The sequence below is a fragment of the Bradyrhizobium sp. USDA 4474 genome (assembly GCF_054057515.1).
In genome coordinates, this window is sequence record NZ_JBSRZJ010000002.1 from 6,710,703 (window position 1) to 6,732,390 (window position 21,688).

At 65.6% G+C, this 21,688-nt stretch carries 16 protein-coding genes and 1 pseudogene; 12 read left to right on the forward strand and 5 right to left on the reverse strand.

All coding sequences use genetic code 11. The features are described 5' to 3' along the window. The first annotated feature begins 45 nt into the window (after positions 1-45). The 8 genes from ACVW16_RS33060 (at position 46) to ACVW16_RS33095 (ending at position 9,376) form a co-directional block, all read left to right on the forward strand. Complete coding sequence (locus tag ACVW16_RS33060) at positions 46-1,542, forward strand: CoA-acylating methylmalonate-semialdehyde dehydrogenase (RefSeq protein WP_456703154.1); 1,497 nt, start codon at positions 46-48, stop codon at positions 1,540-1,542. Positions 1,543-1,694: 152 nt separating this feature from the next. Further along, positions 1,695-2,840, forward strand: a complete 1,146-nt coding sequence (locus tag ACVW16_RS33065; protein ID WP_456734878.1) for an isobutyryl-CoA dehydrogenase — start codon at positions 1,695-1,697, stop codon at positions 2,838-2,840. Then, positions 2,837-3,904, forward strand: coding sequence for an enoyl-CoA hydratase/isomerase family protein (locus ACVW16_RS33070; protein ID WP_456703156.1), 1,068 nt, complete (start codon positions 2,837-2,839; stop codon positions 3,902-3,904). Before ACVW16_RS33065 ends, ACVW16_RS33070 begins: the two co-directional genes overlap by 4 nt. Before the next feature lie 12 nt (positions 3,905-3,916). Further along, positions 3,917-4,822, forward strand: coding sequence for a 3-hydroxyisobutyrate dehydrogenase (gene mmsB, locus ACVW16_RS33075; protein WP_456738158.1), 906 nt, complete (start codon positions 3,917-3,919; stop codon positions 4,820-4,822). Next, positions 4,822-6,537, forward strand: a complete 1,716-nt coding sequence (locus tag ACVW16_RS33080) for an AMP-binding protein (RefSeq protein ID WP_456734879.1) — start codon at positions 4,822-4,824, stop codon at positions 6,535-6,537. Before mmsB ends, ACVW16_RS33080 begins: the two co-directional genes overlap by 1 nt. Further along, complete coding sequence (locus ACVW16_RS33085; protein ID WP_456734880.1) at positions 6,538-7,017, forward strand: MaoC family dehydratase; 480 nt, start codon at positions 6,538-6,540, stop codon at positions 7,015-7,017. Positions 7,018-7,244: 227 nt separating this feature from the next. After that, positions 7,245-8,162 (forward strand): SDR family NAD(P)-dependent oxidoreductase, encoded by a 918-nt coding sequence (locus ACVW16_RS33090; RefSeq protein WP_456703159.1) that lies wholly within the window; start codon positions 7,245-7,247, stop codon positions 8,160-8,162. Continuing rightward, positions 8,159-9,376 (forward strand): NAD(P)/FAD-dependent oxidoreductase, encoded by a 1,218-nt coding sequence (locus ACVW16_RS33095; RefSeq protein ID WP_456738159.1) that lies wholly within the window; start codon positions 8,159-8,161, stop codon positions 9,374-9,376. Before ACVW16_RS33090 ends, ACVW16_RS33095 begins: the two co-directional genes overlap by 4 nt. A gap of 110 nt (positions 9,377-9,486) precedes the next feature. On the opposite strand, the gene ACVW16_RS33100 is transcribed toward ACVW16_RS33095, so the two are convergent. The 3 genes from ACVW16_RS33100 to ACVW16_RS33110 are packed head-to-tail and all read right to left on the reverse strand — an operon-like array spanning position 9,487 to position 12,875. After that, on the reverse strand, positions 9,487-10,566 hold the full coding sequence (locus tag ACVW16_RS33100) for a D-TA family PLP-dependent enzyme (RefSeq protein WP_456734881.1): 1,080 nt from the start codon (positions 10,564-10,566) through the stop codon (positions 9,487-9,489). Between the two features lie 3 nt (positions 10,567-10,569). After that, positions 10,570-12,381 (reverse strand): ABC-F family ATP-binding cassette domain-containing protein, encoded by a 1,812-nt coding sequence (locus ACVW16_RS33105; protein ID WP_456802554.1) that lies wholly within the window; start codon positions 12,379-12,381, stop codon positions 10,570-10,572. Positions 12,382-12,383: 2 nt separating this feature from the next. Next, complete coding sequence (locus ACVW16_RS33110) at positions 12,384-12,875, reverse strand: YaiI/YqxD family protein (RefSeq protein WP_456734883.1); 492 nt, start codon at positions 12,873-12,875, stop codon at positions 12,384-12,386. Positions 12,876-12,982: 107 nt separating this feature from the next. Here ACVW16_RS33110 and ACVW16_RS33115 point away from each other — a divergent pair. Beyond that, positions 12,983-13,760, forward strand: a pseudogene (locus ACVW16_RS33115) (hypothetical protein). Positions 13,761-13,894: 134 nt separating this feature from the next. On the opposite strand, the gene ACVW16_RS33120 reads toward ACVW16_RS33115, so the two are convergent. Then, the gene (locus ACVW16_RS33120; protein ID WP_456734884.1) at positions 13,895-16,267 is read right to left on the reverse strand and encodes a xanthine dehydrogenase family protein molybdopterin-binding subunit; all 2,373 of its coding nucleotides are present in this window, start codon (positions 16,265-16,267) and stop codon (positions 13,895-13,897) included. A gap of 209 nt (positions 16,268-16,476) precedes the next feature. Here ACVW16_RS33120 and ACVW16_RS33125 point away from each other — a divergent pair, with 209 nt between their 5' ends. Together ACVW16_RS33125 and ACVW16_RS33130 are read left to right on the forward strand one after the other, a co-directional pair. Further along, positions 16,477-17,547, forward strand: a complete 1,071-nt coding sequence (locus ACVW16_RS33125; protein WP_456734885.1) for a Ppx/GppA phosphatase family protein — start codon at positions 16,477-16,479, stop codon at positions 17,545-17,547. 1 nt (position 17,548) lies between these two features. Continuing rightward, positions 17,549-18,235 (forward strand): RlmE family RNA methyltransferase, encoded by a 687-nt coding sequence (locus ACVW16_RS33130; protein WP_456703166.1) that lies wholly within the window; start codon positions 17,549-17,551, stop codon positions 18,233-18,235. A gap of 5 nt (positions 18,236-18,240) precedes the next feature. On the opposite strand, the gene ACVW16_RS33135 is transcribed toward ACVW16_RS33130, so the two are convergent. Further along, complete coding sequence (locus tag ACVW16_RS33135; protein WP_456734886.1) at positions 18,241-19,731, reverse strand: MFS transporter; 1,491 nt, start codon at positions 19,729-19,731, stop codon at positions 18,241-18,243. Between the two features lie 382 nt (positions 19,732-20,113). Here ACVW16_RS33135 and guaB point away from each other — a divergent pair, with 382 nt between their 5' ends. Then, entirely contained in the window at positions 20,114-21,607 is a 1,494-nt protein-coding gene (gene guaB, locus ACVW16_RS33140) for an IMP dehydrogenase (RefSeq protein WP_456734887.1), read from the forward strand. The last annotated feature ends 81 nt before the right edge of the window (positions 21,608-21,688 follow it).

Sequence of the window (21,688 nt, forward strand, 5' to 3'; positions counted from 1 at the left end):
AGGATTTGTCAAAGCGTTCCAGCTCGCCCTCAAGGAGATCATTCCATGCGTTCAGTCGGACATTTCATCGGTGGCAAGGAAGTGAAGGGCACGTCGGGCCGGACGGCAGACGTCTTCGAGCCGATGACCGGTGACGTTCAGGCCAAGGTCGCGCTCGCCTCTAAGGCCGAGGTTCGCGCTGCCGTCGAGAACGCGCGTGCGGCTCAGCCTGAATGGGCTGCGACCAATCCGCAACGCCGGGCCCGTGTGATGACGAAATTCGTCGAGCTGGTGCAGCGCGACTACGACAAGCTCGCCGAATTGCTCGCGCGCGAGCACGGCAAGACCGTGCCCGACGCCAAGGGCGACATCCAGCGTGGTCTCGAGGTCGCCGAATTCGCCTGCGGCATCCCGCATCTGATGAAGGGCGAGTACACCGAGGGCGCCGGTCCCGGGATCGACATCTATTCGCTGCGCCAGCCGCTCGGCGTCGTCGCCGGCATCACGCCGTTCAATTTCCCGGCGATGATCCCGATGTGGAAGTTCGCCCCGGCGATCGCCTGCGGCAACGCGTTCATCCTCAAGCCGTCCGAGCGCGATCCCGGCGTGCCGATGAAGCTTGCCGAGCTGATGATCGAGGCGGGCCTGCCGGCCGGTATTCTCAACGTCGTCAACGGCGACAAGGAAGCGGTCGACGCGCTCCTCGACGATCCCGATGTCAAGGCCATCGGCTTCGTCGGCTCCACGCCGATTGCGCAGTACATCTATGAGCGCGCCGCCCAGACCGGCAAGCGCTGCCAGTGTTTTGGCGGCGCCAAGAACCACGCCATCATCATGCCTGATGCCGACATGGACCAGGCCGTCGACGCGCTGATCGGCGCCGGCTACGGCTCGGCGGGCGAGCGCTGCATGGCCGTCTCCGTCGCCGTTCCCGTCGGCAAGACCACCGCGGATCGCCTGATGGACAAGCTGATCCCGCGCGTCGAGAGCCTCAAGATCGGCACCTCGATCGATCCGTCAGCCGACTACGGTCCGCTGGTCACGCGCGAGGCGGTCGAGAAGGTCAAGAGCTACATCGACATCGGCATCAAGGAAGGTGCGACGCTCGCGGTCGACGGCCGCGGCTTCAAGATGCAGGGCTACGAGAAGGGCTTCTATCTCGGCGGTTCGCTGTTCGACAACGTCACCAAGGACATGCGAATCTACAAGGAGGAAATCTTCGGTCCCGTTCTGTCGGTTGTGCGTGCGCATGACTACAAGGAAGCGCTGGCGCTGCCGTCCGACCATGATTACGGCAACGGTGTTGCGATCTTCACCCGGGACGGCGACGCGGCGCGCGACTTCGCGGCCAAGGTGAATGTCGGCATGGTCGGCATCAACGTGCCGATCCCGGTGCCGATCGCCTACTACACCTTCGGCGGCTGGAAGAAGTCGGGCTTCGGCGATCTCAACCAGCACGGCCCGGACTCGATCCGCTTCTACACCAAGACCAAGACGGTGACCTCGCGCTGGCCGTCCGGCGTCAAGGAAGGTGCGGAGTTCTCGATCCCGACGATGAAGTAGGGCTGTTGCGCAGCCCGTCATTGCGAGCGTAGCGAAGCAATCCGGAACCTTCCCGCGGAGACAGTCTGGATTGCTTCGTCGCTTCAGTGCAAAATTGCTCCGCAATTTTGTCACGAGCTCCTCGCAATGACGAGGAAGGTGAGGAGCCCAGCATGCAGTTCGCCCTGAATGAGGATCAAGTCGCGGTTCGCGACATAGCGCTGGCGTTTGCGGCCGAAAAGATCGCGCCGCACGCGCTGCGCTGGGACGAGGAGAAGCATTTCCCCGTCGAGGTCATGCGCGAGGCCGCCACGCTCGGCATGGGCGGCATCTACATCCGCGAGGATGTCGGCGGCTCCGCCATGACGCGGTTCGACGCGGCGCTGATCTTCGAGGCGCTGGCGACGGGCTGCCCGACCATTTCGGCCTTCATCTCCATCCATAACATGGCGAGCTGGATGATCGATGCCTTCGGCAGCGATGCCCAGCGCGCTCAATGGCTGCCAAGGCTCTGCACCATGGAGCTGATCGCGAGCTATTGCCTGACCGAGCCGGGCGCTGGGTCGGATGCGGCGGCGCTTCGCACCCGGGCGATGCGCGACGGCGATCACTATGTGCTCAACGGCCAGAAGCAATTCATCTCCGGCGCCGGTGGTACCGATCTGCTGGTCGCGATGGTTCGCACCGGCGGTGACGGTCCCGGCGGCATCTCGACCCTCGTCATTGACGGGAAGACGCCGGGTGTCTCGTTCGGTGCCAACGAGCGCAAAATGGGCTGGAACGCGCAGCCGACCCGCGCCGTGATCTTCGAGAACGCCCGCGTGCCTGTTGCCAACAGGCTGAGCGAGGAGGGCGTGGGTTTCAAGATCGCGATGGCGGGGCTTGACGGGGGCCGTCTCAACATCACGGCTTGTTCGGTTGGTGGTGCCCAAACGGCGCTCGACAAGGCGCGCGCCTATATGACAGAGCGCAAGGCCTTTGGAAAACGCCTCGACGAATTCCAGGCGCTGCAATTCCGCCTCGCCGACATGGCGATCGAGCTGGAGGCCGCGCGTACCTTCCTGTGGCGCGCCGCGGCGGCGCTCGACCGAAAAGATCCCGACGCCACCATGCTCTGCGCCATGGCAAAACGCTTCGGTACCGATGTGGGTTTCGAGGTCGCCAACCACGCGCTCCAGCTTCACGGCGGCTACGGTTATCTCAGCGAATACGGCATCGAGAAGATCGTGCGCGATCTGCGCGTGCACCAGATCCTCGAAGGCACCAATGAAATCATGCGGCTCATCGTGGCGCGCAGATTGATCGAGGGCGCGCGATGAGTGGAGCGGAAGAGGGCGATCTGATCGTTCGCCGCGAGGGCGCGGCAGGCGTGATCCGCCTCAATCGTCCCAAGGCGATCAACGCCATGACGCTGGAGATGTCGGAAGGCATCGACGCGGCGCTTGATAGATTCGAGACCGATCCTGACGTCGCTGTGATCATCCTGGAAGGCGCAGGCGAGCGCGGCCTCTGCGCCGGCGGCGACATCCGCGGCCTCTGGGAGAGCTCGCGCGAGGGCGGCGATCTCGGCGCCAGGTTCTGGCGCCAGGAATACGTCATGAACGCGCGGATCGCGAAATATCCGAAGCCCTACGTCGCCTTCATGGATGGCCTGGTGATGGGCGGCGGCGTCGGCCTCTCGGGCCATGCCAGCCATCGGATCGTCACTGATCGCACCAAGCTCGCGATGCCCGAGGTCGGGCTCGGTTTCTTCCCCGATGTCGGCGGCACCTTTCTGCTGTCGCGTTCGCCCGGCGAGATTGGCACTTATTTCGGCCTGACTGGCCAGACCATGAACGGCCCTGATGCGGTCCACGCGAAATTCGCTGACGCGGTGGTATCTGCGGCCAAATGGCCGGAGCTGCGCGCGGCTCTGACCAAGGTTCGCCAAGACGCCACTGCGGCCGATGTCAGCAGGCTCATCAACGGTTTTGCGACCGGTGAGATCGCGGGACCGGTCGCCGCCAAAGAGCCTGTGATCGACGCGCTGTTCGGCTTCGACCGCATGGAAGACATTTTTGCCGCGCTGAAGCGCGACGGGTCCGAATTCGCGCTGGCGACGCTGAAGACGCTCTCCGAAAAATCGCCGCGCGGCATGGTGGTGACGCTGAAATTGCTGCGGCTCGCGCGGACCGCCACCAGTCTGGAAGAATGCCTGGTGCGCGAATATCGCGCCGCCTGCGAAGTGTTCCGCAGCGATGACTTCCGCGAGGGCGTGCGCGCCGCTGTCATCGACAAGGACCGCAATCCGACCTGGTCGCCGCCGCGGGTCGAGGATGTAACGCCGCAAATGCTTGCGCCTTACTTCGCCGAGATCGGCGCCGACGAGCTGAAGTTCAATTGATCAACGCTACATCTGGAGGAAACGAAGATGGCCACGGTCGCATTCATCGGTCTCGGCAACATGGGCGGTCCGATGGCCGCCAACCTGGTCAAGGCCGGCCACAAGGTGGTGGCGTTCGATCTCGTCGAGGCCTCCCGCAATCAAGCCAAGGCCGACGGCGCCGGCATCGCTGATAGCGCATCGGGCGCGGTGAAGGGCGCCGATGTCGTCGTCACCATGCTCCCGGCAGGCAAGCATGTGCTCAGCGTCTGGAACGAGGTCGTGCCCGCCATGACCAAGGGTGCGCTGATCATCGACAGCTCCACCATTGACGTCGAAAGCGCGAGGGCCGCGCATGCGCTCGCGGCCAGGAATGGCGTGCTCTCGGTCGACGCGCCGGTTTCCGGCGGGACCGGCGGTGCCAAGGGGGCGACGCTCACCTTCATGTGCGGCGGCGAGGAGGGCGCGTTCGCGGCAGCCAGGCCCGTGCTGGAAAAAATGGGCAAGAAGATCGTGCATTGCGGCGGCGCCGGCGCCGGGCAGGCGGCCAAGATCTGCAACAACATGATCCTCGGCATTTCCATGATCGCGGTGAGCGAAGCCTTTGCACTCGGCGAAAAGCTCGGCCTCTCGCATCAGGCGCTGTTCGACGTCGCCTCGACCTCGTCGGGTCAGTGCTGGTCGCTGACCACCTATTGTCCGGTTCCCGGCCCGGTGCCGACCTCGCCCGCCAACAACGACTACAAGCCGGGCTTCGCCTCGGCGCTGATGGTGAAGGACCTGACGCTGGCGCAGGACGCCGCCAAGGCCGCCGGCGCCGCGACGCCGCTCGGCAAGCATGCACAGGAGATCTATCAGTCTTTCGACGCAGCCGGCCAGGGCGGGGTGGATTTTTCCGGAATTATCAAGCACGTTAGGGGGCTAGCCGGGAAAGCCTAATGACGACGTTTCAGGACGCGCGCGCGTTTCTTCTTCAGCACCGCACGGATTACGAAACAGCGGTCAGGGATTTCCGCTGGCCCGATCCGGTCCCCTTCAACTGGGCGCTCGACTGGTTCGACGAGTTCGCGAAGGATGCGGATGCCAAGGACCGGCCCGCGCTCTGGATTGTCGATGCCGCACAGGACAAGCAGACAAAACTATCCTTCGCGGCGCTCTCGAAGCGTTCCAACCAGGTCGCCAACTTTCTCCGTGCGCAAGGCCTCAAGCGCGGCGACCATCTCCTGCTGCTGCTCGGCAATGTGGTTCCGCTGTGGGAGACGATGCTGGCGGCGATCAAGCTCGGCGTCGTCGTCATTCCCGCGACCACGCTGCTCACCGCCGACGAGCTGCGCGACCGGCTCGATCGTGGCAGGGCGAAGGCAGTGGTTGCTGCGGAAGACCAGGTCGCGAAATTCGCAAGCCTTGGTGCCGGGAACATCGTCCGCATCGTCGTAGGTGCGGCCTCCGACGGCTGGCTCGCTTTTGAGCAGGCGGCGAAGACTTCAGAGAGTTTCACGCCCGACGGTCCGACCAACGCCGACGCCCCGATGCTGCTCTATTTCACCTCGGGCACCACGGCAAAGCCAAAGCTGGTCCGGCACAGCCAGCGCAGCTACCCTGTCGGGCATCTCTCGACCATGTACTGGATCGGACTGCAGCCAGGCGACATCCACCTCAACATTTCCTCGCCCGGCTGGGCCAAGCATGCCTGGAGCTGCTTCTTCGCGCCGTGGAATGCCGGCGCCACCGTGTTCGTGGTCAACCAGCCGCGCTTCGACGCCAAGGGGCTGCTCGCCACCATCGGCCGCTGCGGCGTCACCACGCTGTGCGCGCCGCCGACGGTGTGGCGGCTGTTCATCCAGGAAAATCTTGCGTCGTTCAACGTGAGCCTGCGCGAAGTCTGCGGCGCCGGCGAGCCGCTCAATCCTGAAGTGATCGATCAGGTGCAGGCCGCCTGGGGCCTCACGATCCGTGATGGCTACGGCCAGACCGAGACCACGGCGCTTGCCGGCAATTCGCCGGGCCAGAAGATCAAGGTCGGCTCCATGGGCCGGCCGCTGCCGGGCTATCGCGTGCAGGTCAGCGATGCCGATGGCCATCCCGCCAAGGAGGGCGAGGTGGCCTTGCTGCTGGGCGCGGATCGTCCTGCCGGCCTGATGCAGGGCTATCAGGGCGACGACGGCAGGCTCTCCGGCGCCGAAGGCGAGCTCTATCGCAGCGGCGACGTGGTGTTCGCTGACGAGGACGGCTATCTCACCTTCGTCGGCCGCTCCGACGACGTGTTCAAATCCTCCGACTATCGCATCAGCCCCTTCGAATTGGAGAGCGTGCTGCTGGAGCACGAACTCGTGGCGGAAGCCGCGGTGGTGCCGAGCCCGGATCCGATCCGGCTCGCAATCCCCAAGGCCTTCGTGCTGCTGACCTCGGGCGCGGAGCGGACGCCGGAGACGGCACTCTCCATCTTCAAGCACCTGCACACGCGGCTTGCGCCGTTCAAGCGCATTCGCCGGCTCGAGATCGTCACGGAGCTGCCGAAGACGATCTCTGGCAAAATCCGCCGCGTGCAGCTACGACGGCTCGAACGCGACAATGATCGCGACGACCCGCTGCGCGGCCGGGAATTCCGTGAGGAGGACTTTCCGGAGCTGCCGAAAACGAGAAGTGAGACCTGAGTGAACGAAATCTGGAAGAAGCCGCCGATCACGCTGGAGGCCTATCAGGCCATGGTCGGCAAGGAGATCGGGGTGTCGTCCTGGCACCTGATCGACCAGCCCCGCATCGACACCTACGCCGCTGTGATCGAGGATCACCAGTTTATCCACGTCGATCCGGAACGCGCGAAGAAGGAAACCTCCTTCGGCACCACGATCGCGCACGGTTTTCTCACGATGTCGCTGCTGTCGATCATGTCCTATGAGGTGATGCCTGTGATCGCCGGCACCACGATGGGCGTCAATTACGGCTTCGACAAGCTGCGCTTCATCTCGCCGGTGCGCTCGGGCAAGCGCGTTCGTGGCCGTTTCGTGCTGGCGGAGGCCAAGCTGCGCAAGCCGAACGAGTTGCAGTCGCGCACCAACGTGACGGTGGAGATCGAAGGCGAGGACAAGCCCGCGCTGGTCGCGGACTGGCTTGGCCTGATCTATTTCGCCTAGGCGAGGCCGTTATGGCCGGGCTTGACCCAGCCATGCATCGCTGCTCAAAAAGCGACTGAAAGCGAGGTCCTAATCCTCTCCCCTTGTGGGAGAGGGTGCCTCGCGGAACGCGAGGCGGGTGAGGGGTCTCTCTCCGCGAGCGCACCTGCCGAGAGAGACCCCTCATCCGGCGCTCCGCGCCACCTTCTCCCACAAGGGGGAGAAGGCAAGAACAGAGACTGTTTCAAATGCCAATCAGGTTCGACGGACGCGTCGCCATCGTCACCGGCGCAGGCAATGGTCTCGGACGCGCGCACGCGCTGGGTCTTGCGAGCCGCGGCGCCAAAGTCGTGGTCAACGATTTCGGCGGCGCGCGTGACGGCACCGGCGCCTCGCTCTCGCCGGCTGAAGCCGTGGTCGAGGAGATCCGCAAAGCCGGCGGCAACGCGATGGCCGACGGCGCCGACGTCTCGAATTTCGAGCAGGTCACCGCCATGGTCGAGCGCGCCACCAAGGAATGGGGCAGCGTCGACATCATGTGTGCCAATGCCGGCATCCTACGCGACAAGTCGTTCGGCAAGATGGAAGCGGCCGATTTTCAGAAGGTGCTCGACGTGCATCTGGTCGGCACGTTCTATTGCTGCAAGGCGGTCTGGGCCGGCATGCGCGACCGCAACTATGGTCGTATCGTGTTGACGACCTCGTCCTCCGGCCTGTACGGCAATTTCGGCCAGGCCAATTACGGCGCGGCCAAGTCGGGCATGGTCGGCCTGATGAACGTGCTCGCCGAGGAAGGCCGCAAGAACAACATCCGCGTCAACATCATCTCGCCCACGGCCGCCACCCGCATGACCGAAGAGCTGCTGCCGCCGCAGGCGCTGCAGCTGATGAAGCCCAACGCGATCACGCCCGCGGTCGAGTACATGCTGAGCGAGGACGCCCCGACCCGCACCATCATGGGCGCCGGTGCAGGCTCCTTCGCCGTGATCAAGATCATCGAGAGCGAGGGCATCAACCTGCCGGAGGCCGACTGGACGCCTGACGCAATCGCCGCGCGTTTCGCAGAGATCAGCGACATGTCGAAGGCCAGGGCGCTGGCCGGCGCATTCGAGCAGACGCAGAAATACGTCGCGCAGGCCGCGGCGCGCGCGGGGATCAAGCTCTGACTGACGTCGCCGTCATCGGTGCTGGTCCAGCCGGGCTGATGGCGGCGGAGGTGCTCGCATCGGGCGGTGCCCGCGTCACCGTCTTCGACGCAATGCCGTCTGCGGGCCGCAAATTCCTGATGGCCGGCCGTGGTGGGCTCAACCTGACTCACAGCGAGGCGCTGCCGGATTTCCTCCCCCGTTACCGCGAAGCGATGCCGCACTTGCGCTCCGCGGTCGAGGCGTTTCCGCCCGAGGCGCTGCGCGACTGGAGCGCAGCGCTTGGACAGCCGACCTTCGTCGGCAGCAGCGGGCGGGTGTTTCCAAAAACCTTCAAGGCTTCGCCCTTGCTGCGCGCCTGGCTGCGGCGGCTCGATGCCGCTGGCGTGCAGTTCGCATTTCGCCATCGTTGGGCCGGTTGGGACGGTAATGGGCGGCTGCAATTTCAAACGCCCGACGGCACGCGAGCCGTCGCGTCCAAGGTAACCGTGCTCGCGCTGGGCGGCGCCAGCTGGCCGCGGCTCGGCTCGGATGGCGCGTGGGTCGATTGTCTCGCCGCAAAAGGCATTGCTGTCTCGGAGCTGCGGCCGGCCAATTCCGGCTTCACGGTCTCATGGTCCGACGTCTTCCGCGATCGCTTTGAAGGCCAGCCGCTCAAGGGCGTGGCGCTGACGGTCGGCGCGCACACGGTGCGCGGCGAAGCAATGATCACCCGGGCCGGCATCGAGGGCGGCGCGGTCTATGCGCTATCGGCGGAGCTGCGCGAGGCGGTGCTGGGGATCGGGCAGGCGACATTGACGATCGCATTGAGGCCGGATCTCACCACGGAGGCGCTGGCCACGCGGCTGTCAGGCACGCGCGGCAAGCAGTCTCTGGCAAATTTCCTGCGCAAGGCGGCGCAATTGTCGCCGGTCGGCATTGGCCTGATGCAGGAAGCGGCCATTGCGTCCGGCCGGCCACTGGCCGTGTTCTCGCCGGTGGAGCTTGCGGATCTGGTGAACGCCATTCCGGTTCGGCTCACCGGCGTCGCCCCGATCGGGCGCGCCATCTCGACCGCGGGCGGCATTGCCTTCGACGAGCTCGATGAAAACTTCATGCTGCGCAAACTGCCCGGCGTGTTCGCCGCCGGCGAGATGCTGGACTGGGAGGCGCCGACTGGCGGCTACCTGCTGCAGGCCTCGTTCGCGACGGGGGCGGCTGCGGGCAGGGGTGCGCTGGAGTGGCTGAAACGCTAACCACCGTCATTGCGAGCGCAGCGAAGCAAATCCAGAATCTCTGCGCGGAGGTAGTCTGGATTGCTTCGTCGCAAGGGCTCCTCGCAATGACGGTTGTGCGAGCAGCGCGCCTAGCGCAGCTTCCCCCGCGCGGCCACCGGCAGCGTGCCGATGATCTCCTCGCCGCGGACCATCACCACCTCGTCCATCATGTTGACGACGACGCAGACGTGGTTCGGCACGATGCGGACGACGTCGCCGACGCTTGGTCGCGTGTTGCTGCGGGAGAGGTCGAGAAAGCCGTGCTCCTCGGCGAAGCGGGCGATCTTGGCCTCGGGGTGCTCCAGGATCAGGCCGTGGCCGTCGAGCCCGCCGGTATCCGTCGTGAGCGTCTTCGAGCCGGCATCGAGAATGCCGCGCTCGGGGGCGGCACGGCTCACCACCGTCGAATAGACGTGCAGCGCGCAGTCGTCCCAGGTGGCGGAGCCGGCTGCGACCTGCATGCGGTCGTTATAGATATAGGTGCCGAAGCGGTGCTCGGTGCCGCCCTTGAGCTTGCCGATATTGACGAGGTTCGGCGTGCCGCCGGTCGAGACGATCTTCGCGTCGAGCCCGTGCGCGCGCACACCGGCCAGCGCCTCGTCGAAGAATTTCTGCGCATCGCCCCAGCCTGTTTCGGTCGGGTAGAGCATGAAGCCGGCAAACTCCAAGCCCTTGGACGCGGCAATTTCGCGTGCGAGCGCGATCGCCTCCGCCGGCGTCTCGAGGCCCGCGCGCTTGCGGCCCGTATCGCATTCCACGACGACCGAGAGCGGACGGCCCGAGGCCGCGGCGGCCTTGGGCAGGCCAGCAACCACGGTCGGATTGTCGGCGGCGACCGTCATGCTGGTCTTGGCATTCAGCGCGCCCAGCCGCGCCATCTTCTCTTCGCCGAGCAGATTGTAGCTGATCAGGATGTCGTCGATGCCGGCATTGGCCATGATCTCGGCCTCGCCGATCTTCTGGCAGGTGATGCCCTTGGCGCCGGCCGCGACCTGCATCTTGGCAAGGGTCGGGTTCTTGTGCGTCTTGATATGCGGCCGGTTGGCGACGCCAGCCTCGTCGCAAGCCTTCTGGATCCGCGCGATGTTGCGCTCGACCTTGTCCATGTCGATGACGGCGCACGGCGTGCCGTATTCGCGGGCGATCTTTGCAGCAAGGGTCGTTGTCATGGGTCAAGCCTGTTCTATCTCTTCGCGAAGCATTTCGAGTTCAAGCCAGCGCTCTTCAGCTGCTGACAATTCATCATGTGCCTTGGCGATCGCAGCCGAGGTATCGTCGAATGTCTTGCGATCCCTGGCGTAGAGATTGGGATCGTCAAGCACACGCTGCAGTTTCGCGATGTCGGCGTGCAGGGTCTCCATCCTCTTCGGCAGCGTTTCCAGCGCGTGCTTTTCGTTGAAGTTGAGCTTGCGCTTGGGAGCGGACGAGGGAGCAGCGGGACGCTCCTCTTTCTTCTCCGCAGGAGCTTGTGCCTTCGACGTTTCGCGCTTCAAATCCGCGCCACGCTGCGCCAGCATGTCGCTATAGCCGCCGGCATATTCGATCCACTTGCCATTGCCCTCCGGCGCGATCACCGAGGTGACGACGCGGTCGAGGAAGTCGCGATCATGGCTGATCAGTATCACGGTGCCCTCGTAGTCGCCGAGCATGTCTTCGAGCACGTCGAGGGTCTCCAGGTCGAGATCGTTGGTCGGCTCGTCCAGCACCAGCAAATTCGAGGGCTTTGCCAGCGCGCGCGCCAGCATCAGCCGTCCGCGCTCGCCGCCCGACAGAACCTCCAAGGGCGTGTTGCGTTGCTCCTGCGCGAACAGAAAGTCCTTCATGTAGCCGACGACGTGCTTCGGCTTGCCGCCCACCATGATCTGGTCGCCGCGGCCGCCGGTCAGCGCCTCGGCCAGCGTCGATTTCGGGTCGAGGCTTTCACGGTGCTGGTCGAGCGTCGCCATCTCGAGATTGGCGCCAAGCCGCACCGTCCCGGTGTCCGGCTGCGCCCCGCCGGTGAGCAGGTTGACGAGCGTGGTCTTGCCGGCGCCGTTCGGGCCAACGATACCGAGCCGGTCGCCGCGCTGGATCCGGGTGGAGAAACTATCGACGATCACGCGCTCGCCAAAGGCCTTGGTGACGCCCTTCGCCTCGATCACGAGCTTGCCCGATTGCTCCGCTTCCGCCGCGGCAATATTGGCGCTGCCGGCGGTGCCGCGGTAATTTCGGCGCTGCTCGCGCAGCGCGTGCAGATTGCCGAGCCGCTTGACGTTGCGCTTGCGCCGGCCGGAGACGCCGTGGCGCAGCCAGTGCTCCTCGTCGACGATCTTGCGGTCGAGCTTGTGCTGGTCGCGCTCTTCCTCCGCCAGCACCTCGTCGCGCCAGCTCTCGAACGAGGCAAAGCCTCGGTCGATTTGCTTGATCTTGCCGCGGTCGAGCCAAGCGGTGGAGCGCGACAGATTGGTGAGGAAGCGGCGGTCGTGGCTGATGATGACGAGCGCGCTGCGCCGGGAGTCGAGCTCGCTTTCCAGCCATTCAATGGTGGAGAGATCGAGATGGTTGGTCGGCTCGTCCAGCAGCAAAATGTCGGGCGAGGGCGCCAGCACCCGTGCCAGCGCCGCACGGCGGGCCTCGCCGCCGGAGACGTCGGCCGGGTTCTCGTTGCCGGTGAGCCCGAGCCGCTCGACCAGGTAGCGCGCCTGATACGGATCGTCGCCGGGCGCGAGACCGGCCTCGACATAGGCGAGCAGGGTCTTGTGCTCGCCGAAATCAGGCTCCTGCGGCAGATAGCGAACGGTCGCGCCGGGCTGCACGAAGCGGGTGCCGCCGTCAGGCTCGACCAGGCCGGCCGCGATCCTGAGCAGCGTCGACTTGCCCGAGCCGTTGCGGCCGATCAGGCAGACGCGCTCGGATGGCGCGACATTGAGTTCGACGCCCGACAGCAGCGGCGTGCCGCCGAAGGTGAGCTTGATGTCTTTCAGTTGAATCAGCGGCGGCGCCATCCTCAGCCCTGACTTGTTGCGGCCTGATCGGCGCGGCGACGCTGGATCCGGCGCAGCGTCTGATCCAGCGCCGAGAGAAATGTCGAGCGGTCGCGCGGCGAGAACGAGCGCGGGCCGCCGGTGACCTCGCCGGCCGAGCGCAGATCCGTCATGAGATTGCGCACCGCCAGCGTCATGCCGATCGACTCTTCGGTGAACGGCTTGCCGTTCGGTGCGATCACGTCGGCGCCGGCCTTCACGCAGCGGCTCGCCAGAGGGATGTCGGAGGTGATGACGACGTCGCCGGCCTTGGCCCTCTCCGCGATCCAGTCGTCGGCCGCGTCCATGCCGGCACCTGCCGCGATGCGTTCGATCAACGGGTCCTGCGGCACGCGAATCAAGCTGCCGGCGACGACGCTCACGGGCACGCGGTGGCGGAGCGCGACGCGATAAATCTCGTCCTTCACCGGACAGGCGTCGGCGTCGACATAGATGCGGGTGGGGGTGTCGGTCATTCGCCGCGTGGTACCCCATTCGGGCCGCAAAGGCGAGGGGATTGACCGGTGTTCCCGGGGCCCTACGATCAGCCCAGAAACAACAAAAACATTGGGGTGGCCAAGCCATGCTGCACCGGCTCGAAACCTACCGCGTCGAGGCCTACAACACCGCAAAACAGTCCGAAAACAAGATGCACGACGACGCCGTGGCGCGCCGCTTCGGCTTCTCCGGCGGGCTGGTCCCGGGCGTCGATGTCTTTGCCTACATGATGCACGTGCCGCTGGCGCGCTGGGGCCGCGATTTCCTGTCGCGCGGGCTGGTCGAGGCGCGTTTCATCAAGCCTGTTTATGACGGCGAGACCGCCGATGTCGAGGCCACCGAGCACAACGGCCTGCTGACGATCGAGGTGTTCAGCCGCACCGAGCTCTGCGCCACGGGCACGGCGTCCTTGCCGGCGGCCGCGCCCGCGGTGCCGCGCGGTGCCCGATCGCAAGCCGGTCAGCTCTGACATCTTCGCAACGGGCAAATGGCTGGGGACGAGGCCGCGCCGCTGGTCCGGGCCGGATGCGACAGGCTATCTCGCCGATGTCAGGGAGACCGATCCGATCTTCGCGCGCGAAGGGCTCGGCCATCCCGGCCTGATCCAGCGCGTCATGAACCGCGTGTTGACTGACAACACGATTCTCGGTCCGTGGATTCACGTCGGCAGCCGCATGCAGCTGCTGTGCGCCGCGCGCGCCGGTGACGAGATCGCCGCGCGGGCGAGGGCCACCGCGAACTACGAGAAGAAGGGCCACCGCTTCGTCGAGCTTGACGCGCTCGTCGTCGCCAACGGCACGACGCCGATCGCGCATTGCCAGCACACCGCAATCTACCAACCGCGCGAAGAGGCCGCGGCATAGCGCGGGAAAGCCGCGCCGTATCCGCATCGTTGTGCCCGGGCTTGTCCGGGGCATCCAGGTTCTTCGTGCCTCGTGGCTAAGGCGTGGATGGCCGGGACAGGCCCTGCCATGACCACCGGAAGAACGTGCGCCGCCTACGCCGCCTTCCTCTTGGCGTCCTGAATGGCCCGCCACACCCGCTCCGGGGTCAACGGCATGTCGATATGCTTGATGCCGTAATCGGAAAGAGCATCGAGCACCGCGTTCACGACCGTCGCCAGGCTACCGGCGCAGCCGGCTTCGCCGCAGCCCTTGCTGCCGAGCGGATTGGTCGTGGCCGGCACCGGGTGGTCACCGACCGTCATGTTCGGCACGTCCTCCGCCCGCGGCAGGGCGTAGTCCATCAGCGAGCCCGTGATGGGCTGCCCGCTCTCGTCGTAGCGGACATGCTCCATCAAGGCTTGTCCGATGCCCTGGACGACCCCGCCGTGGAGCTGGCCGGCGACCAGCATCGGGTTGATCACCGTGCCAAAGTCGTTCACGGCGCTGTAGCGCACGATCTGCACCACGCCGGTCTCAGGATCGACCTCGACCTCGGCCACGTGACAGCCGTTCGGGAAAGCCGACGGCACGGGATCGCTGGTGTGGTCGACGTCGAGGCTGTCGGGCACGCCATCGGGCACCTTGCCGTCATGCAGGCGCTTGGCGAGCTCCATGATGTCGATGCTCCGGTCGGTGCCGGCGATGGTGAAGCGGCCGTCGGCGAACTCGATGTCGGCTTCGGAAGCCTCCAGCACGTGTGCGGCGGCGCGCTTGCCCTTCTCGATCACGAGCTTGGCCGCGCCCACGATCGCCATGCCGCTCGCGGTGATCGAACGCGAGCCGCCGGTGCCGTTGCCGGTATGGACGATGTCGCTGTCACCCTGCACCAGCTTCACGCTCTCGAAGGGAACGCCCAGCTGGTCGCACAGCACCTGTGCGAATGGCGTGGCGTGACCCTGGCCGTAGTCGAGCGTGCCGGTGATCAGCTGCACACTGCCATCAGGCTCGAACACGATCTTGCCGAGCTCGGGGCCCGGCGGTGCCGTGACCTCGAGATACGAGCCGACGGCGATGCCGCGCAGCTTGCCGGCCTTCCTGCTCTCCTTCTTGCGCTTGGCAAAATTCTCGTGATCGGAGAGTTCGAGTGCCTTGCTGAAGACGGCCTGGAAGTCGCCGCTGTCATAGGTGACGCCGGAGGAAGCGGCGAACGGCATCTGGTCCGGCTTGATGAAGTTGCGCTTGCGCATCGTCAGGCGGTTGATGCCCATCTCATCGGCGGCGCGGTCGATCAGCCGCTCCATGTAGTAATTCGCCTCGGGCCGGCCGGCGCCGCGATAGGCGCCCATCAGCGTGGTGTTGGTCAGAACCGTCTTGATGTCGATCGCCATCAGCGGCGTGCGATAGACGCTGGAGAAGTTCTTGCCGGTGTTGAGCGAGAGCGGGCTCGGCGCCACGCCCGTGATGTAGGCGCCGAGATTGCCGTAGCCGGAGAGTTTTGCCGCGAGGAAGTGCCCCTCGGCATCGAGCGCCAGCTCGGCATGGATCCGCTGGGCGCGGCCGTGGCTGTCGGAGAGAAAGCTGGTCGACCGCTCGTCGAGCCACTTCACCGGACGTCCCAGTGCCTTCGCCGCGTACAGGATGCACATGTATTCGGGATAGTTGACGTTCTTCATGCCGAAGGAACCGCCGACATTGGCGGTGAGGATGCGCACCTTCTCGTTCGGCACCTTCAGGTTCTTGGCGAGATTGGTCCGGTTGCCCGCAACACCCTGGGTCGGCATCTGGATGGTATAGCGCTCGCTCGCCTTGTCGTAGGAGGCAAGGCCGACGCGCGGCTCCATCGACACCACGGCAACGCGGGTGTTCTCGATGTCGATCCTGGTGACGTGGGCTGCGCTTGCGAAGGCCGCGTTCACCTTCTCCGTGTCGCCATAGTGATAGTCGAGCGCGACATTGTTGGGGATGTGGTCGTAGAGCTGCGGCGCGCCGGGTTTTGCCGCCTCCTCGGGATCGGTCACCGCGGCCAGCGGCTCGATATCGAGCTCGACCGCCTCGGCCGCATCGCGTGCCTGGACCAGCGTCTCGGCCACCACGAAAGCGACGGGATCGCCGACGAAGCGGACCTTGTCGGTCGCCAGCGGCTGGCGGTTGGTCTGGCGCAGGGGCGAGCCGTCACGGCTCTTCAGGGGCAGCCCACAGGTGAAGGGGCCATAGCCGGCGGCATCGATGTCCTTGCCGGTCCACACCCCCAGCACGCCCGGCATCGCCCTGGCGGCGTCGGTTCCAATGCCGCGGATGATTCCGTGGGCATGGGGCGAGCGGACGATCACGGCATAGGCCTGGCCAGGCAGGTTGAAATCGTCGGTGTAACGGCCCTTGCCGCGCACCAGCGTGTCGTCCTCCTTGCGGCGGACCGGCTGCCCGACGCCGTATTTTTGCAGTGCAATAGCGTTTTCGAGCGTGGAGGATTTGGTGTGTTCTTGCATGGAAAATGACCTGAAAAGCCGGCAATTGCGCGAGATGTGGGCGCCTGAGGACCGGGGCCTCTGAGATAACCCGCCACTGCGTTCACGACAACGCACGAATGGGCATGGTCCCATGTGATGCGATGTTGCGCATGTCAGCCGCGCTGGTAATGTTTCAAGCGAAAAATCAATTCCAGACCGGCCCGACCGGCCGCGGAAAGACAGTTTGTATGAATGACCACACGCGGCTCCGCGACGGCCATGTGCCGCACGGTGAGCTGGAGGGGTCGATGGCGGCGGTGGCATTGGCCACTGGGCCGGCCGTCCCCGCGCGAGCGGGAACCGGCGTCTATGCGGCGCTGGACCTCGGCACCAACAATTGCAGGCTCCTGATCGCCTGTCCGACCCACGATGGCTTTCGTGTGGTCGATTCCTTCTCGCGCATCATCCGGCTCGGCGAGGGCGTCTCGGCGACGGGGTGTATCAGCGAGGCCGCGATCGATCGCGCCATCGCGGCGCTCAGCATCTGCCGCGACAAGATCAATTTGCGGAAAGCGCGCCGGTTGCGGCTGATCGCGACCGAGGCCTGCCGCGCGGCCTCGAACGCGGAGAACTTCCGCAGCCGCGTCGCGGCCGAGACCGGCATCGAACTCGAGGTGATCGACCGCGAGACCGAAGCCTCGCTCGCCATGCTCGGCTGCTCGCCGCTGGTCGATCCGAGGGGACGCGGCGCCATCCTGTTCGATATCGGCGGCGGCTCGACCGAGCTGGTGCGGATCGAGCGCGACCCGCAAAATCCGGAACCGCGCATCAAGGCGTGGATGTCGATCCCGCTCGGCGTCGTGACGCTGGCCGAGCAGTTCGGCGGCCGCGACGTGACGCCGGAGATTTATGCCGCGATGGAGCGGGAGGTTGCCAGCCACGTCGCGCCGTTCGCCGCGGAGCACGGCCGCGATCTCACCGGCATGCATCTGCTCGGCACCTCGGGCACGGTGACGACGCTCGCCGGCATCCATCTCAATCTCGTGCGCTACGACCGCCGCCGCATCGACAGCATCTGGATGAACGACACCGACATCACCGCGACCATCACCAAGCTGCTCGGCATGAGCTATGAGGACCGCGCCAACAACAGCTGCATCAGCGTCGAGCGCGCCGATCTCGTGCTCGCCGGCTGCGCCATCCTCGACGCCATCAGGCACGCCTTCCCGCTGCCGCGCCTGCGCGTTGCCGACCGGGGGCTGCGCGAGGGCATGCTGGTCGAGATGATGCGCGAGGATGGTGCGCTCAGGAGCTGGTGAGATGGCCAAAGACACCACCGGTCGCTTGCACGTCCAGGTCAAGACCGGCGGCAAGCGCAAATTGTCGTCCAAGCTGTGGCTGGAGCGGCAGCTCAACGATCCCTACGTCGCCAAGGCCAAGGCGGCGGGCTATCGCTCGCGCGCCGCATTCAAGCTGCTGGAGATCGACGACAAGTTCCGCCTGTTGAAGCCGGGCATGGCCGTGGTCGATCTCGGCGCTGCGCCCGGCGGCTGGAGCCAGATCGCCGCCAAGCGCGTCGGCTCGGTCGACGGCAAGGGCAAGGTCGTCGCGATCGATCTGCTGGAAATGCCTGACATTCCCGGTGTCGACTTCGCGCAGCTCGATTTCATGGACAATGACGCGCCCGACAAGCTCACAGCAATGCTGGGCGGCGGCGCGGATATCGTGATGTCCGACATGGCCGCCAACACCACCGGCCATCGCAAGACCGACCAGCTCCGCATCGTCGGCCTGGTCGAGACGGCGGCCGCGTTCGCTTGCGACGTGCTCAAGCCCGGCGGCACGTTCCTCGCCAAGACATTCCAGAGCGGCGCCGACGCCGATCTGCTCGCCCAGCTCAAGCGTGACTTTGCGACCGTGCGTCACGTGAAGCCGGCGGCGAGCCGGCAGGATTCGTCGGAGCGCTATGTGCTGGCGACCGGATTTCGCGGCGAGGCGAAAGCGTAGCCTCGCTACCCCAGCCGCTGATCCCGCATGTCTTGCGTGTCTTCCGTCGCGACCTTGACGGCGGCGGTAGCCGCGCTCTTGGCGGCGCCCTTGCGACTAGCGACCTCGACCGCCTTGCGGCCGGAGATCTCGTGGCCGGCATCGCTGGGCATCTGCCAGAAGAACCAGCTCGAGACCGCCGAGGTCAGCCCGACCACGACGAAAGCCGGAGCGAACACGGTGGCATTGATCTCGCTGACGTGGTTGAGCCACATCGTCGTCTCCACCGAGGCCGCCCCCACCGCGACGCCGGCGGAGACCGCGAGCTGCTGGTTGACGCTGACCAGCGTGGTGGCGCGGCTCATCTGCGGGCTCTCAACGTCGGCATAGGCCACCGTGTTGATGGCGGTGAACTCCAGCGAGCGGAAGAAGCCGCCGACCACGAGGATCACCATGATGATCAGCAGCGGGGTCGTCACCGTGAACAGCGCGCAGACGGCGAGGAAGAATGCGCTGACGATCGCGTTCACCGTCATCAGGTTGCGGAAGCCGAAGGCGCGGATCAGACGCGCCGCCAGCGTCTTCATGCCCATGGCGCCCAGCGAGGAGGAGAACGTGACAAGGCCGGAATGAAACGGCGACAGCCCGAAGCCGATCTGCATCAGCAGCGGCAACAGGAAGGGCAGCGCGCCGATGCCGAGCCGGAACATGAAGCCGCCGACGATGGCCGCCCGCAGCGTCGGCAGCCTCAGCAGCGAGAAGTCCAGCACCGGCGATCCCGTTCGCCGGGCGTGAATTACGTAGAGCGTCATCGAGATCGCGCCACCCGCGACCAGCGCTGCAACCGTGCTCCAGGGCAACAAATTGAGGCCGGCGACCGACAGGCCGAAGGCGATGCCGGCGAGACCGATGCCCGCAAGCACCATGCCATAGAGATCGAACTTCTCCTGCGTCTCGCTCTTGATCGGATCGATGAAGCGCAGCGCCATGAAGATGCCGAGCAGCCCGATCGGGATGTTGATCAGGAAGATCCAGTGCCATGAGGCGTAGGTCGTGATGAAACCGCCGAGCGGCGGGCCGATCACGGGACCGATCAGGGCAGGGACCGTCACCCACGCCATGGCATTGACCAGCGCGCTCTTGTCGACCGAGCGCAGCAGCACGAGACGCCCGACCGGCGTCATCATCGCCCCGCCCATGCCTTGCAGGATGCGTGCGAACACGAAGTCGGTGACCGATCCCGAGAGTGCGCAGCCGACCGACCCGATCATGAACACGCCGACCGCGATCGCGAACACCATGCGCGCGCCGAACCGGTCGGCGGTCCAGCCGCTCGCCGGGATGAACACCGCGAGCGACAGGAGGTAGGAGGTGATCGCAAGCTTCAGCGTCAGCGGGCTGGTGCCGATGTCGGCCGCGATCGCCGGCAGCGAGGTGGCAATGACCGTGGAATCCATGTTCTCCATGAAGAGAGCAGTGGCCACGATCAGCGGAATGACGCGTTGCTTGTTGACCATGACGGATCGGTAATGGAAATCAGAAGGCAAGGACGAGAAATCCGGCTTATCACCGCCCACGGGCGGGGACCATTGCGGATCGACGCATAGCACCTAAATCCTGCGGAACACCGCTCTGACCCTCGCCCTCGTCACTGCGCGGCGCGACGGAGTCGCGAGCCCGGAACGACGGCGCGGGTGGGCTATCTCAGCTGAATTGACGAAAAAAGCCTGTGCATGGCTGGCCGGCGGTCCGATTTGCTTTGATTCGTCGCGCGGCCGTGCTATCGACCCGCGTCAACCCCACCGATGGGCTCCGATTCTCAGGCGATGCCGCAAGGTACGCCGAGGGTGGCGCTCATCCATAATTATTTGCGGCACGGCCGCAGGAAGGAGTTGGCATATGGCCACGGTGCAACTTCAAGGCATCCGCGAAGCCTTTACGTTCGACGACGTGCTGCTGAAGCCGGGCCTGTCTGACGTGATGCCGGGCGAGGTCGACATCCGCTCCCGCGTGACCCGCGCGATCCCCCTCAACATTCCGATCATGGCTTCGGCCATGGACACCGTCACCGAGGCCCGCATGGCGATCGCCATGGCGCAGGCCGGTGGCCTCGGCGTCATCCACCGCAATTTCGATCCCGAAGGCCAGGCCGCCCAGGTGCGGCAGGTCAAACGTTACGAGTCGGGCATGGTGGTGAATCCGCTCACCATCAGCCCCGAGGCCACGCTCGACGACGCGCTCAAGTTGATGAGCGACCACGGCATCTCCGGCATTCCGGTCGTCACCGGCGCCGGCAAGAACACGCCGGGCAAGCTGGTCGGCATCCTGACCAACCGCGATGTGCGCTTTGCCACCGACCGCCGGCAAAAAGTCTCCGAGCTGATGACGCACGAAAACCTCGTCACGGTGCGCGAGAATGTCAGCCAGGACGAAGCCAAGCGGATGCTGCATCATCATCGCATCGAGAAGCTGGTCGTCGTCGATGATCAGTATCGCTGCGTCGGCCTGATCACCGTCAAGGACATCGAGAAGGCAGTCGCGCATCCGCTCGCCTGCAAGGACGCGCAGGGCCGCCTGCGGGTCGCCGCGGCCACCACCGTCGGCGATAGCGGCTTCGAGCGCACCGAGCGCTTGATCGATGCCGGCGTCGATCTCGTCGTCGTCGATACCGCGCACGGCCATTCCCGCCACGTGCTGCATGCGGTCAACCGCATCAAGCGTCTCTCCAACTCGGTTCAGGTCGTCGCCGGCAATGTCGCGACGGCCGAAGGCGCTCAGGCACTGATCGACGCGGGTGCGGATTGCATCAAGGTCGGCATCGGTCCGGGCTCGATCTGCACCACGCGCATCGTCGCCGGCGTCGGCGTGCCGCAGCTCACCGCCATCATGGACGCGGTCGAGGCTGCCAGGAAGTCCGACATCCCCGTCATTGCCGACGGCGGCATCAAGTTCTCCGGCGATCTCGCCAAGGCGCTCGCCGCCGGTGCCGACATCGCGATGGTCGGTTCGCTGCTCGCCGGCACCGACGAGACGCCGGGCGAAGTTTTCCTGTGGCAGGGCCGTTCCTACAAGGCCTATCGCGGCATGGGCTCGGTCGGCGCGATGGCGCGCGGATCTGCCGACCGCTACTTCCAGCAGGACATCAAGGACACGCTCAAGCTCGTGCCTGAGGGCATCGAGGGCCAGGTGCCCTACAAGGGTCCGGTCGGCAATGTCATGCACCAGCTCGCCGGCGGCTTGCGCGCCGCCATGGGCTATGTCGGTGCCAAGGACATGAGGGAGCTGCACGACAAGGCGCAGTTCGTCCGCATCACCGGCGCGGGCTTGCGCGAAAGTCACGTCCACGACGTGACCATCACGCGCGAGGCGCCGAACTATCCGGGCGGGGGCTAGCCAAGCCGACGCAAGATCACGTGATGCGATCGGCGGAGCGGAGTGGATCCGGCTCCCCGCATCCGGCCGCTTGCCGTTCAT